The sequence below is a fragment of the Sphingomonas sp. 3P27F8 genome (genome assembly GCF_005502745.1).
Lineage (GTDB): Bacteria > Pseudomonadota > Alphaproteobacteria > Sphingomonadales > Sphingomonadaceae > Sphingomonas.
Genome location: NZ_SCNL01000010.1, coordinates 75,715 through 89,894 on the forward strand (window position 1 = coordinate 75,715; position 14,180 = coordinate 89,894).

11 protein-coding genes and 1 tRNA gene are annotated in these 14,180 nt (G+C 62.1%); 9 read left to right on the forward strand and 3 right to left on the reverse strand.

Annotated elements, in window-relative coordinates; translation table 11 throughout:
- The first annotated feature begins 78 nt into the window (after positions 1–78).
- From FFS35_RS12810 to FFS35_RS12840, 7 genes are all read left to right on the forward strand, one after another.
- Complete coding sequence (locus FFS35_RS12810) at positions 79–1,452, forward strand: class II 3-deoxy-7-phosphoheptulonate synthase (protein ID WP_137787489.1); 1,374 nt, start codon at positions 79–81, stop codon at positions 1,450–1,452.
- A 45-nt stretch (positions 1,453–1,497) separates the two neighbouring features.
- A tRNA-Glu gene (locus FFS35_RS12815) sits at positions 1,498–1,573 on the forward strand.
- A 93-nt stretch (positions 1,574–1,666) separates the two neighbouring features.
- The gene (locus tag FFS35_RS12820; protein ID WP_171007619.1) at positions 1,667–3,478 is read left to right on the forward strand and encodes a site-specific integrase; all 1,812 of its coding nucleotides are present in this window, start codon (positions 1,667–1,669) and stop codon (positions 3,476–3,478) included.
- A 332-nt stretch (positions 3,479–3,810) separates the two neighbouring features.
- The gene (locus FFS35_RS12825) at positions 3,811–4,260 is read left to right on the forward strand and encodes a hypothetical protein (RefSeq protein WP_137787491.1); all 450 of its coding nucleotides are present in this window, start codon (positions 3,811–3,813) and stop codon (positions 4,258–4,260) included.
- Between the two features lie 359 nt (positions 4,261–4,619).
- On the forward strand, positions 4,620–5,330 hold the full coding sequence (locus tag FFS35_RS12830) for a VWA domain-containing protein (RefSeq protein ID WP_137787492.1): 711 nt from the start codon (positions 4,620–4,622) through the stop codon (positions 5,328–5,330).
- A gap of 2 nt (positions 5,331–5,332) precedes the next feature.
- Entirely contained in the window at positions 5,333–6,088 is a 756-nt protein-coding gene (locus FFS35_RS12835; protein ID WP_137787493.1) for a PP2C family serine/threonine-protein phosphatase, read from the forward strand.
- Positions 6,085–7,587, forward strand: coding sequence for a hypothetical protein (locus FFS35_RS12840; protein ID WP_171007620.1), 1,503 nt, complete (start codon positions 6,085–6,087; stop codon positions 7,585–7,587). The genes FFS35_RS12835 and FFS35_RS12840 overlap by 4 nt, the downstream gene beginning before the upstream one ends.
- 171 nt (positions 7,588–7,758) lie before the next feature.
- Here FFS35_RS12840 and FFS35_RS12845 read toward each other — a convergent pair whose 3' ends face one another.
- On the reverse strand, positions 7,759–8,781 hold the full coding sequence (locus tag FFS35_RS12845; RefSeq protein ID WP_137787495.1) for a helix-turn-helix transcriptional regulator: 1,023 nt from the start codon (positions 8,779–8,781) through the stop codon (positions 7,759–7,761).
- Positions 8,782–9,027: 246 nt separating this feature from the next.
- On the opposite strand from FFS35_RS12845, the gene FFS35_RS12850 reads away from it, so the two are divergent.
- Positions 9,028–9,864, forward strand: a complete 837-nt coding sequence (locus FFS35_RS12850; protein WP_137787496.1) for a hypothetical protein — start codon at positions 9,028–9,030, stop codon at positions 9,862–9,864.
- On the forward strand, positions 9,864–10,511 hold the full coding sequence (locus tag FFS35_RS12855; protein ID WP_137787497.1) for a hypothetical protein: 648 nt from the start codon (positions 9,864–9,866) through the stop codon (positions 10,509–10,511). The genes FFS35_RS12850 and FFS35_RS12855 overlap by 1 nt, the downstream gene beginning before the upstream one ends.
- A 740-nt stretch (positions 10,512–11,251) precedes the next feature.
- Here FFS35_RS12855 and FFS35_RS12860 read toward each other — a convergent pair.
- Positions 11,252–11,848, reverse strand: coding sequence for a malonic semialdehyde reductase (locus tag FFS35_RS12860; RefSeq protein ID WP_137787498.1), 597 nt, complete (start codon positions 11,846–11,848; stop codon positions 11,252–11,254).
- Positions 11,845–13,950, reverse strand: coding sequence for a PQQ-binding-like beta-propeller repeat protein (locus FFS35_RS12865; protein ID WP_137787499.1), 2,106 nt, complete (start codon positions 13,948–13,950; stop codon positions 11,845–11,847). Before FFS35_RS12865 ends, FFS35_RS12860 begins: the two co-directional genes overlap by 4 nt.
- Positions 13,951–14,180 lie beyond the last annotated feature (230 nt).

Here is a 14,180-nt window from a genome sequence, read left to right on the forward strand (position 1 = left end):
AGCCGGAGCTTTCCTTCGTTGCGTTGCGGCGCTATCGCGCGCAACTCCATTGCTCTTTGTATCGACGGAAAGTTTGCCATGGCCGCCAATTGGGCCCCCGATAGCTGGACTTCGCATGAGGCGCGCCAGCTTCCCGATTATCCGAACGCCGCCGCGCTGAAGGCGGCAACGGATCAGCTTGGCAACTATCCGCCGCTGGTTTTCGCGGGCGAGGCGCGCAACCTCACCGCCGATCTGGGGCGCGTCGCGGCGGGCAAGGGCTTCCTGTTGCAGGGTGGCGATTGCGCGGAAAGCTTCGCAGAATTTCACCCGAACAACATTCGCGACACTTTCCGCGTGATCCTGCAGATGGCGGTGGTGCTCACCTTCGCCTCGAAACTGCCGGTGGTGAAGGTGGGCCGTATGGCGGGCCAGTTCGCCAAGCCGCGTTCCGCGCCGACCGAAACGATCGATGGCGTGGAACTGCCGAGCTATCGCGGCGACAACGTCAACGACATCGCCTTCACCCCCGAATCGCGCATCCCCGATCCAGCGCGTATGGTGCAGGGCTACAGTCAATCAGCCGCGACGCTGAATCTGCTGCGCGCCTTCGCCGGCGGCGGATACGCGAATCTGCATCAGGTTCACCGCTGGACGCACGATTTCATGGGCCGGTCGCCGTGGGCCGCGAAATATGCCGAAACGGCCGACCGTATCGGCGAGGCGCTGGAGTTCATGGCTGCCTGCGGGCTCGATCCCGAAACCGTGCCGCAACTTGCCCAGACGCAATTCTACACCAGTCATGAGGCGCTGCTGCTCCCCTATGAGCAGGCGTTGACCCGGCAGGATTCGCTGACCGGGGACTGGTACGACACCAGCGCGCATATGCTGTGGATCGGAGACAGGACGCGCTTCGAGGGATCGGCGCACGTGGAATTCCTGCGCGGTGTCGGCAATCCGATCGGTGTGAAATGCGGACCGAGCCTGGAGGCGGACGCACTGTTGCGGTTGCTCGATCTGCTCAATCCGGCGCGGACGCCAGGCCGAATCACGCTCATCACGCGCTACGGTCATGACAAGATCGAGGCGGCCTTCCCGCGCCTGCTTCGCGCGGTGACACGCGAGGGGCATCCGGTCGTATGGAGTTGCGACCCGATGCATGGCAACGTCGTGAAGGCCGCCACTGGCTACAAGACGCGGCCGTTCGAGCGAATTCTCGCCGAAGTCCGCGGCTTCTTTGCGGTCCATCGGGCGGAGGGCACGCACGCCGGCGGCATTCATGCGGAGATGACCGGGCAGAACGTCACCGAATGCACTGGCGGTGCGATCGACGTGACGGAACAGGCGCTGGCAGACCGCTACCATACTCACTGTGACCCGCGCCTCAACGCCAGTCAGAGCCTGGAGCTGGCTTTCCTGCTCGCCGAGATGCTGAACACCGAAATGGCGGAGCGTCGCAAAGCTGCAGCTTGACGCAGCGCGCGGCGGGCCCTAAGCGCCCGCCTCCACCTGCAAGATGGCCCCTTCGTCTAGCGGTCTAGGACGTCGCCCTCTCACGGCGAAAACACGGGTTCGAGTCCCGTAGGGGTCACCATTTCCGGCCAAGCACCGGAAATCGCGTGATTTACGTTGTTTGCACCATCCATGAGTACAAAGGATGGGTACAAAACACGTGAAGAAATGCGTTATGGCAACCCCATTTAAAGATCCCCGCACCGGGGTGTTGTACTTCCGCCGCGGGGTGCCCGAGCCCCTGCGGCCGGCCTTCGACGGCAAGGCTTTGGTGAAGGTGTCGCTGCGCACCAAGGATCCGGCGATCGCTAAAATCGGCTTCGCGCGCGAGAATGCCGCGTTCGAGGAGCGGCTTGCCGAAGCACGCCGGTTGATGGCAGAAGGAATGTTGGTGCCGACGCCAGGCGCCCTGGTCCGACGCTGGTTCGAGACACCGGCCACGAAGCCTGGTCTATCCGGTGGCGAACGCCTGATCGCGACGTTGATGGAGTTGGATGCCACGGTCGGCGGCAGCGTCAGCGCCGGGGTCGACGACATCTTCCCGCCCGCGACGTATGGGCCCGCGGCCAACACCGACTGGTCGGCGGTTCACGCCAGCCGCGATCGCTACGACGCGATGCTCGACGAGAGCTACGAAGGAAATCCAGAAAAGGTCGGCAATAACTGGATCAGAGCACGGTGGCACGAGGACGAACCTCTTTGGCGCCCTGCCCTCGCAGGACCGATTACGCGGTTGCGCGCCGCCGATCCCGGCGCCGACCGCTTCTCTGACGACGAACTGGGCAAGGCGTTTCTTGCGCAGCTCGACGACAAGCGGACTGGCGACGAGGAGCTCAACCGGGCTCGCCTCGCGGATCGCCGCCCACGCGTGCCGCAGCCGCGGCTGCGCCCGACGATGCGACTCAAGACACTGTTTAACGAATGGAAGGCCGGTAATCAGCCGCGCCTGCAGAGCGCGCAGGAATATGAGGCATCGGTCGATGACTTCATCGATTTCGCGGGCGACATAGCGGTTTCGACGATCGATGCCGACCTGCTGTTCGACTATCGCGACGCGGCCAAGGATCTACCCTCGTCGATGCCGCGGGCCGATCGCCAGCTGCCGTTCCGCGAACGGTTGAAGAAGCATGCATCATCATTGCCCAAATGCTCGCCGCAGACGCTCAAGAAGCGGATCGGGGCGCTGCAAGCGTTGCTAACCTATGCTTTCCAGCAGCGCTGGATCGCGACCAACACCGGGGTCGGCATCACCATCATCGGCTACAGCAAGACCAAGAAGAAGCGGCGCAGTTCCCAGGACGGCGAGTTGACGCAGCTGTGCGCCGCCCCGTTGTTCACCAACCCGTCGAGCTGGGCATCGGCGTCGCGCATCAGTGATGCCACATTGTTCTGGATCTTCCTGATCGCGATCACGACCGGCGCCAGACTCGAGGAAGTCGGCCAACTCGCGCTCGCCGACGTCAAGCGGGACGGTGACATGATCTATCTCGACATCGACGAATATGCGTTCGATGACGATGGCGAGAACAAGTCGGTCAAGACCGAAGGCTCGATCCGGCTGATTCCCGTCCACCGCAAGCTGATCGACCTTGGATTTCTCGACTATTGCGAAACGCTACGCCGGCTGGGTCAGACGCAGCTGTTCCCCGACCTGAAGGAAAACAAGGTCGGCAAGCGCACCAAGGAGGCCAGCCAGCGTGCCAACCGGGTCATCGACCGCTACGTGTCCGAGGACAAACGGCTGGTGTTCTATTCGACCCGCCATGCGTTCAAGGCCAAGGGCAACGATGCGGGGATCACCGACAAGACGCTTGACCAGATCTGCGGCCATGCGCCGGTCAGCACCGGCGGTCGGTACGGATCGGAGCCGCGGATTCATACGCTGCATGAAGCGCTCCATCGGATCGATTTCTCGTGCATAGCATGGGACGCGATCTTAGCCGCAATGAGCGAAATCGACTGGGCAGCGCGGATCAAGCTCACTTAGTCTACCCGACCCATCGATAAGCTAGCCCGAGCCAAGCACGTCCGTTATCTGACCGTCAGGCAGTGTAGCGGCTCGACACCTGCGCACGCCTGCAAAAGTACTTGTAATCAGCCTGTTGGTACGAGACCCCGCCCGTGCGGAAGTTTCCCCGCTGAGTCGAGACGCCTGTCGATCCAGCAGCGCCTGGTTGGCCGAGTCGACAAGATCCGCGCCTGACGCGACGCGCTCGCATTTGCCGACATCGACATCGGAAAGTGCTTTCATCAACGACGTCGTAAAAGGGCCGGGCTGCGTGCCTCTGTCCTTTAGCGGGTCCGACGCGCGAGCACCTAATGTCCAACCGTTACATTTCTGCACCGCTCGAAGACTTGCTGCTGCGTAGCGGGCTGACGGCAACAAAAGTCGATGCCGCACTTCAACGCCGATCGCGAATGCAACATGAGGCACGCCTATATCCCAGCCACACTTATCAGTGCCGGATTCGCCAGCTTACGGGCGTTCGGATCGTCGGAATTGAACGGCGTTACGGTCGATTGCTGGCAAGGATCGAGCACATCCACAACAACCGTATCGCTTGGCAATATTTCGAGCGCAGCCGCACGCAGTGCCAATTCAACTGCCCCGGTAACATCCCGCACACCATCAGCAGTGCTCTGATCGGACGGCCGCTGAGCGCCTTGGCGATTCCTACGCCCACGCTTGGGGAAGCGCTTATCGCCAGCATCGAGCCCTTCGACGGTTGGCTCGGTTTGGATGTGACGCCCAAATGGCACACGTTCTAGACAGGCAGCCACTCATCGTTGCTCATTGCCGCTGGGTAGATGCGAGATCGAGGCTAACCCTCGACGCTCAAATGTACTTGTAATCAGTCTTTTAGTACGAGACACAGTTCGCGCGGATGTTTCTCCGCTGAGTCGAGACGCCTGTCGATCCAGCAGCGACTGGTTGGCCGAGTCGACAATAAACGCGCCTGACGCGACGCGCTTTCGGTTGCCGCCGTCGACACCGGCAACCGATCCCTAAAACCAGCAAGTGGACAGTCACCGGCAGCACGCCTGTGGCTTTCGCACACTTGCGATCTGCTGACCGCGGGCTGGTCGTTGTCGTTTCGGCAACGCCCCCGCCTTGGAAAGGTGTGACCATGATGGATGACTATGCGCAGGTACCGTTCGGCGAGGATGTTGCGCCCACCGGATTCGATCTGATCGAGTTCGCCGACAACCCGGAGCCGCGCTGTGCCTGCGTGCTGCTGCTCGACGTGTCGACATCGATGCAGGGCGAAGCCATCGCTGCCCTCAATGCTGGGCTGCAGCAGTTCGCAGCGGACGTTCGCGAGGACAGCCTGGCCTCCAAACGCCTTGATATCGCTGTCGTCACGTTTGGCGACTCGGTCGATGTCGTGGCCGAGTTCGGTTCGGCCAAAGCCTTCTATCCGCAGCCGTTGAAGGCGAAGGGTAGCACCCCGATGGGCGAGGCGATCAACGTCGCGATCGATCTCGTCGCCGCGCGCCAGACGCAGTATCGCAGCGCCGGCATCACGCCCTATCGGCCGTGGATCTTCATGATTGGCGATGGAGCGCCCACGGACAGCTGGGACCGTGCCGCGCGCCGCGTCGAGGAAGGCGAGCGGCGCAATTCCTTCTCGTTCTTCGCAGTCGGCGTGGACGGTGCGGATACCAACACGCTTGAACAGATCGCGGTGAGCGCACCGGTGATGCTGCGCGGGCTCGCGTTCGATACGATGTTCCGCTGGCTGTCGAGCTCGCTCTCGGCAGTGTCGCGCTCGACCGCGGGTCAGGCCGTGACGCTGACCAACCCGGCCGGTCCCGCCGGCTGGGCCACGATCGTCTGAGCATGCCCGGCTGGACCTGGGCGGGAGCCTCGCAGCGCGGCACCGCGCATGCGCAGGCAGGCGAGCACCGCCAGGATGCATTTTGCGTCCTGGCGGTCGAGCCCGGTTATCTGATCGCTGTTGTCTGTGACGGCGCCGGCAGCACGAAGTACGGCGGGCTCGGTGCGGCGATCGCCGCCAGGGTCCTGACCAATCGAGCGGCCGACTGGATCGCCGCAAAAGGCCGCATGCCGACCCCGTCTGAGATCGAGCTTTGGGTAGCGGAGGTCCGGCTGATGATCATCGTATCGGCCGACCGGCTCGGTTGTGCGCCGAGCCAGTTCGCCGCCACGCTGGTGTTGGCAGTCAGCGACGGGACGAGCGCCATCACCGCGCACATCGGCGACGGGGCGATCGTTGCCAGACCAGCCGGCGACACGGCGCTAGTCGATCTGAGCTGGCCCGACAGCGGCGAGTATGCGTCCACCACCTACTTCTTAACCGACGCCAGCCCGCGCCTGCGGATCAGCGTAATCAATCACTGCCCGATCGATCGCCTCGCGCTGCTGACCGACGGGCTCGAACGGCTTGCACTGGATTTTGCCGCTTCTGCGTCGCACCGCCCGTTCTTTGACGGGCTGTTCAGCGCAGTGGCCGCTTCAAACACCGTAGGCGCCGATCGCTCGCTATCGCACAAGCTGGCTGCATGGCTGGATTCAGCCGATGTGAATTCGCGCACCGACGACGACAAAACGCTTATCCTCGCATCCTTCGGATGACGGCGCCCGTAGTCTTATGCGGCGGCGCTCGCCTTCCGCTTGCAGACCGCATCGGCCGTGGTGGCGAAGGCGAAATCTACGCCGTGGCCGATGGCTCGGGACGCGCGGTCAAAGTCTATCTAAAGCCTGACGCCGCGCGCGAAATCAAGGTTCGCGCTATCATCGTCCGCAATCTCGGCGATGCTTGTTCGAACGTAACTTTCCCGCTTGAGATCGTGCGCTACCCAGACGGCCGTTTCGCCGGCTTCACGATGCAGCAGGTTGCGGGCCACCAGCCGATCCACGAACTGATCACCACCGCGTCGCGGCGGAAGCACTTTCCGAAGGCCGACTACAGATTTCTAGTACACGTCGCGCTGAACGTGGCCCAGATCGTGGCAAGCGCACACGCTGCCGGGGTGGTGATCGGCGACATCAATGGCAGCGGGTTTCTCGTCTCTCAGCGCGGCACCGTGACGCTCATCGATGCTGACAGCTTGCAGGTCGGTGCGCACCGCTGCCCGGTCGGCATGGCTGAGTATACGTCGCCCGAACTTCAAGGCGTTGCGTTCGGAACGGTCGATCGTACGACCGATCAAGACGCATTCGGGCTCGCCGTCATCCTATTTCAAATCCTGGCGCTCGGTCGTCATCCATTCGCGGGCGTGGTTCGCGGGCGACCAGTCCAAATCGATCAGGCGATCACCAAAGGCCAGTTTGCTTATTCACTGCTCCGCACCGTCGGGGCGACGCCACCACCCGGGGCACTGCGGCTCGACGACCTGCCCCGCGCAATCCGGCTGCTTTTCGAGCGGGCATTTGCAGGTCGCGGTTATCCAAGGCCGACGGCAGCGGATTGGGTGGAAGCGCTTGGTGCATTGGCAAAGAGCCTGACGCCCTGCTCAAACAGGTCAGATCATCACGTCGCGGTCGAGCGCGGATCATGTCCGTGGTGCCCGATCGAGCGCGAGACCGGCCGACCGATCTTTGTTGGCGGGATAAACACATCTGACGTTCAGCGCGTGGCATCGCCTTCGAAGATGGAGGATGTCGTTGCTGAGGCTATCCAGCATGCCAAGCGCTATGCCGGTGAAGCCGTTATGCCGATGTGGTCCCGACCGCCCGCCGCCCCGGGCAAGTCGGCCAGGAAAGCGCTCGCGACGATCGACGGCAGGGTCGGTCAGTCGCCCCCTTCCCTCCGCGCGCTGCAGTTGGGGTCAGGGTTGGTCGACAAATTTATCGGGCGGAACGACGTTGCCCAGCGAACGGCAAGCCGAGCCTTGAATGAATGGCGATCACGGCTCGGCGTCTGGGATATCGCCAAGCTGATCGACCAGTTGCGTGAGCAGTCGGAGCAGCTCGATCGCCTCCAGATGAATAGGGCAGTCGTGGTCGCGCGAGCCACGGCGAGCGGCGGGTCTACGCCTCTCGTTCGGTTGCGCGTACGCAACCTTGCGCAATTCAGCATGACGATCTGGAACTGGGCGCAGCAGCGCCGCACTGTTCGTAACTACCTATAACAAGGCTGCGAGAAGCGAAGCGCCGAGCGGCCGATCCTTGGCTTCACGCCCCGCGTGAAGCCCCATCCTGTGTCAAATTTTCCGCTGTCCGAAACAAGGAGAGGCATCACACGACACCACCTGACGTGACATAACGCAACGTAACGCCACGAAGCATATTGCAGCGCGGCGCTACCAAAACCTATCTAATGGGAACGGCGGAAGCTCAGCGGTATCGTCAAAAACTGGAATGCGCGGCACTGGCAGCAACGCCGCTGCGGGCAGCGGACTGCGATACTTCCTGGCGATGCGACCTAGCCACGTGAGGGGGTCATCCGCTTTGAGATAGGCTGCCATATCGGCAGCGTCGTCAAAGCCCAATGCCTTGGCGTACGGCTCGCTAACACCGCCACCGTCATCATCCTCGAAACGGCGGCCGACAAAGGCGAACGGCGCCAGCAATCCGCGCTCGAACGATGATAGCGACGCGATGCTGCCCCCCGCTTTGCTCACAACTTCTGCTAGCGTCTGATCCGATGCGAGTCGCGCGGCGCGAGCGCGGGGGCCGCGCTGCCAGCGATCTGGTTCGTCGAGTTCCCAGCCTTTGATCGATGGTAGGTCTGGTCCCAGCACCTCGTCACGCATCAGCGCCCGCACAAGTTGCAAGCTGGCCGTCGTCTTCTTGCTCTCTAGCCTGGCAATCGTCTTGCGGTTGACGCCAGCTTTGGCGGCCAGGCGACTTCGCGACCATTTACGCTTTTCCCGCGCCGCCATGACGAACTCGCCGAATTTGGCGGGCAGGGCTTCGCGGGGGAACGGCGTCTTCGGACACGGCATGACAGCGGTATAACATACTTCAACAACAAAATGGGACATCTTTCTACAAATTGGATTGTCTCGACATAAAACGTGGGAATGAACCCTAACCCACCCCCTCGCCCGCCCGCGAATGTCGGCAAGCGCCGGCAGATCGACCGCGCCACGCTGCACCAGGCGCTGGCCGAGCAGCAACGCCGCGACGCCGAGACGCCGCCAGCGAACCTGCTTACCACGATGGGCGCCATCCGGCTGCTCGGCGATCTCATCCTCGATCGTCACGCTCGCGGTTGGACCGACCCGATGCTGGTCACGCAACTCCGCGAGATGGGGGTCGAGATCAGCGCCGACACGCTGCGGGTATATCGCGGCAGACTGAAGGAGGAACGCGCGGCGCAAAGCGACACTTTGCCCACACCCGCGCCTGCGCCGCGACCGACGATCGCCCCATCGGTACCTCCGCGATCGCCCGCGTCGCCACAATCGCACGCGGCGTCAGCGAAGCCAGTTGGTGCAGCTGATGCTGACAGTGGTCCCGCAACGCCCCCCAGCGAAAGCAGCGCGGCGAGCCCGACGGACTGTGCGAGCTTCAGCAGAACCGTGAATTTCGACGACCAGGTCTGATCATCAATGAGGAGAATTATGATGACGAAGTACAAGCGTATCGCGCTCTACGGCAGCAAGGATAAAGGTGGCGCGGGCCTGTCGACCGCACTGCTTGGAATGACGACTGTATTGCGCGCAACGGGGCGCGATGCATTCGGCGTGCTGGCGATCGATGCCGACGGGTTTAGCCGCACGTTCACCCAGCGGCTGGGACAGCGGGACGATGGCGGCGCGCTGTTGCGCGACCAGGATCCGTTGACCGGCGTTGGTCAGGCGGATTTGTTCGCCCGCGATGGCGCGGCGCCGATCTTCGATGCAATCGAATCGGACGCGCGGGCGGTCGTGGTCGACACCCCTGCCGGCGGGCTCACACAGTCCTCGCGGCTAAGTGTGAACTTGACCGGCCGCGATTTAGTTCGTCACTGCGTCGAGAACGATCGCACCGCTGTCATCCTCGTGCCGTTCGGGCCCAACATGGCCTCGATCCGCGGTGTCGCGGACGCTATCCAGACGTTCGGCCCCGACGCGACGTACGTGGCCGTCAGAAGCTCGGTCGGGGTCGAGGAAGCCGACTATCGGCTGTGGGACACCCACGGGTTCTCCGATCGCTATGGGCGCAATGTCGGTGGCCGCACGCGCAAGCTGTTCGAGGAGGCCGGCGGCCGGCTGATCGTTGCACCCGCGCTCGCGGCGGGCGCCAACGCGGTCGCCGAGGCGATGAGCCTCACCTATGGTGACGCCGTCACCTACCGGCAGGCACCGTGGAAAATCTATGACGCCGCAAACGTCCGCAACTGGCTCAACAGCTGGATGGATCAGTTGCGCTCCATCGCCGACACGCTCGGCATGGAAGACGTCGAGTGCAAGGCATATTGATGACCACCGAAGACAACGGGGGGGCAATGCCGCCCGTCTCCGCCCGCAAGCTCCTCGAGCGCTTCTATTACGGTCACAGCGACGAGGTCGAGGCGATCCTGCGCTTCGCGCACGAGCGTCGGCTCGCCGACGATGATGCGGTGTTCCTGTTGACCGCGATCCTCAAGGGCAACGAAAATCTCGTGGGCTATATCCTGCAGGCCATCGCCGCGTCCGACGAGGTGGTGGATAATTCGCGCGAGGCCGGCAAGGAACTCCGCGCGCTCGCGCTACGGCTTGCCACTTACATGGAGCAGGCCGCCACTCGCAGCATTGCGAAGCTCAACATCGCTGCGGATCGGATGAGCGCGGTGGCGCTTCAAACCGAAAATCTTTGCGCCGCGATCCTCGCCGCCAGCCAGGATCTGGTTCGCGTTGAAGGCGTACTCGGTCGTGCGGTGGAGCTGCAGGACGGCAAATCCGGACTGGATCGGCTCATCGACCATATCCGGCGCCAGGCGCTCGCCGATATTCGTGACCATCATGCCGATCTCATCGAGGAACTGTCGCAAAGTGTGTCGCGCGAGGCTTGGGCTATCCACGCCTATGGGGTCACGACCCTGCTTATGATTCTGGGGTTCGTCGTGCTCACTTTCTTCTTGCGCTAAAGTCGCGGCAGGAAAGGCCACAATCCAGCAAGTCGCCCTTGGCGTGAGGCGCCAGAAGCGAAACGCTGTCACCCATCAGTCGGCCCGCCAGCAAAAATATCAGCGCAATCCCTAACCGCGCAGCCGCTTACGCACTCTTGGAGCGATCACCAGCACATGCTCCGCTGAACCCTCCACGCGGCGCCGTGTAAACTCAGCAAAGGGCCACAGCGAAGGCCCCCTTTTGTTGGCCATACTCTATCCGCTTTACTTTCTCCGAAATTTACACAGACCGTGCAAAACCCACCAAACTGCGCCGCTCCGAGGATGATGGCCACTGTGACAGGTGCGCGTGACGGACTGGCTGGCTGTGCGCGCAGTCGGCGCCGAACCACGCTCTGGTCGCTTGCCCCTTTTTTGCAGGGGAATAAGAAGGTGGAATCACAAATAGAGGTCGAATAGTGGCCCACCACGATCTCGAGCCCCGCGGATTTGCGCGGTTTTGCCGGTGCGCGCCCTATCCGGCTCTCACGCCAGTACGAATCCAAGACGATCCTGATCGAGGATCAGGCGTCAGGCACGCAATTCATCCAGGCCCTCCGTCACGAACAGCCGCAAGGTGTAGCCGTGGCTTTCGTCAGTCGATCAATGAACCTGGGTTTAGTCGATCATAAAGAAGATGCATCGACAAGCTAGGTGCTGCCGCGATCGAACCGACCTACTCCCTTAAGCGCGCACATTTGCGACCCAATCGCAATAATTTACCAAATCCTATTGAACGTCCTAAATTTTGGACGCGGCAAGCGCTCAAAAATGCTGCTTGGATCGCCGTATCCGAGCGTCAAGATGAAATTTGTCCTTATGTGCGGACTGCCTACGAAGAAAGCCTCATCGACCTTGGCATTGTCAAATCCGGACATCGGTCCCGTGTCTAAGCCGAGCGCACGAGCCGCAATGATCAAATACGCCCCCTGAAGCGTCCCGTTACGGAAGGCCGACGTTTCGCGCAAAGCAGCATCGTGTTCGAACCAACTCTTCGCAGTCTGATTATGCGGGAAAAGGCTTGGTAGATGGTTGTGAAAATGATTGTCCGTGGCTAGAATTACGGTCGCAGGTGCCGACAGTATTTTCGGCTCGTTTTGGGCGCTGACGCAGGCGGCGAGTTTGCGCTTCGCTGCATCTGACAAACACCAAACTAAGCGAGCAGGAAGCTGATTTGCTGAGGTGGGGCCCCATTTCATCAGATCCCAGATGGCGTGGCACGTTTCTTCGTCTATCGGCTTGTTTAAATAGCCATTGTAACTTCGCGCTGTCCTGAACAGCATATCGAGCGCCGCGTCGTCCAACGGAGCGTTCATTTTGATGCCACCTTCGGTAACGCGAACACCCACAAGGTTCGGCTACCCGGGCTGCTCCTAATCTCCGGCGTCAGTCCGCGAATACCAAGATCGAATGGTGTGTTGCCGCCTGTAACGACAGCGACATACTGTCGACCCTCCGCAGCATAACTGATGGGAAATCCATTGGGGCCGTCGTCGAGCCGCGTCTTCCACAGGACGTCCCCGGTATCTTGGGCTCGCGCCCGAAACCACCGATCGCGACTACCCTCGAAGACAACCCCTCCCGACGTGGCGAGCATCGCGCTGGCGGGGGCAGCACGCATGCGGTCGACCCATTTGAACTTGTGCGATTCCAGATCGAGCGCAAGAACGCGACCGAACTTGCCGTCGGAGTCCGGCCTCGGTCGCGTTACCAGCTTGAAGTCGCCGAGAGTTTCCGAACTCTCAAGCCCGATATCCATGCACGCTTCCAGCAACGGATAGAACACTAGGCGTCGTTGCGGATCCACGGCACTCGCTAACCAGTTCCGGCCGCCCAAAGCGCTGGGGCACACCGTGCGCATTTCGCCCTTCACGGGAATAAGCTTCTGATCGGTTGTTTTCCGGCCCGTTTTAGCGTCAATCGCCGTGATCAATGATTGAACGCCGAGATCGGCAGACCACAGGTAATCGCCGGTGCGAGCGTCTAGTGCATCGACGATGCCGATTTTCCCGGCAGTCACGATCACTTTTCGCGGCCCAGCCGGACCGGCCATCGTGATTAACGCTCTCTCGAACGACCAATCGAAATCCCAGACGTCGCCCGCCAAGTGCTGGTAATGCCAGACCAGCGCCCCGGTATCTGGGTTCAAGGCCAATGTGCTGTCGGTATAAAGTGCATCACGCGTGCTGCCGGCGGCCGCCGGGTTGAGGTTGAGCAGGGTCGTGATCTTATAGGTCTGGCCGACGCCGAAATAGACCAAGTTCAAATCGGGGTCGTAACTGCCCCCCGACCAGACCGAACCTCCAAAGCGGCCTGCCAACGGTGCGCCGTTCCAGCTGCTGCCGCCAGAATCGCCCGGGCGCGCGATGGTGTTGAACCGCCATAGTTCGCGCCCGTCGCCGGCATCCAACCCGACGATGAAGCAACCACCAGGATTGCTTTGCCCGAAACAGCCGGACACGCCTTGGATAATCTTGCCGTTGACGGCGGTCGGAGCCCCCGTAAGGATAAATGATTGGCCGGCGGTCTTCTTTATGGCGTGATCCCACAAGAGCTTGCCAGTTCTGGCATCGAGCGCCAGCATATGGGCGTCCAACGTCGGGATATACAAATTGCCCTTGTAAAGGGTCATGCCCCGCGACTGCGTCAGCGGTATCGCCGCCTGCGCGATCGGCAGGCTGTACTCCCAAACGACGTCGCCGCTCGTGCCATCGAGCGCTTGTATCTCGCCACCCGCATTGACGAACAGGATTCCGTCCTGCGCGAGGGGCTCGAACCCGTTGGTGCCGGGTTTCAGACTCAGCGACCATGCTACGCCGAGCTTTGCCACGTTGCCCTTGTCGATCTGCGACAGCGGCGTGAACCCGTTGAGGGATCGGGACCGGCGCCATGTCGGCCAGTCCGCATCGGCTGGGCGGCTCAACATGTCATCCGACACTGGACGCAGCCTGGCCGCCAAGGCGCGCATGCGCTCGTCGTGCGCCTTGACGAAGGGGTCATCGACAAGGCCGCTTACCGAGAGCGCGCGCCCTTCCGGCTTGGTGGCTGCCGTTTCGCCTGCGGCCACGGCTTTATCCGGCCCCGACGCGCTCGCCAGCCCGTTGGCCGATCGCAGCAGGCGCGCGAGCGCGGTATAGGTTGCCGGCGAGAGCTTTCCCGGATTGGCGGGCGGCATCGACTTGCGGATATAGTCGGCCAGCGCGTCCACAGGCTTTTTGCCCCATTTCGCGACGAAGGCCGATCCCTTCAGCGGCGGCGCGAAGCGACCCCCCATGCTGTCGCCGTGGCAGGCCGCGCAATTGTCGGCATAGGCCTTTCTGCCGACATCGACCGCTGGAGTCGGTGTGCTCGCCCCCTTCCCACCGCTGGCCAGTGCGACGACAAAGACGGCGACGGATAGAATTCCCAAATATCTCATGCCGCCGCCCTCTCGCGCTGTTCGTTCGACCACGGCATCGTGGCCGTTTCCGCATTCTTGTCCTCGAGCGTAGATAGCCGGGCATGTCCGACCAACGCGAAAATTCGCGATGGTTGATCGCACAAATGGCGATCCAGAACGGACATCGGTGCGCCGCGGCCATCATGCTTCCCTGCCATCGGCGTTCGCGAATTTGATCGTGGCCCGCGATATCACGCGATGTCACGCTG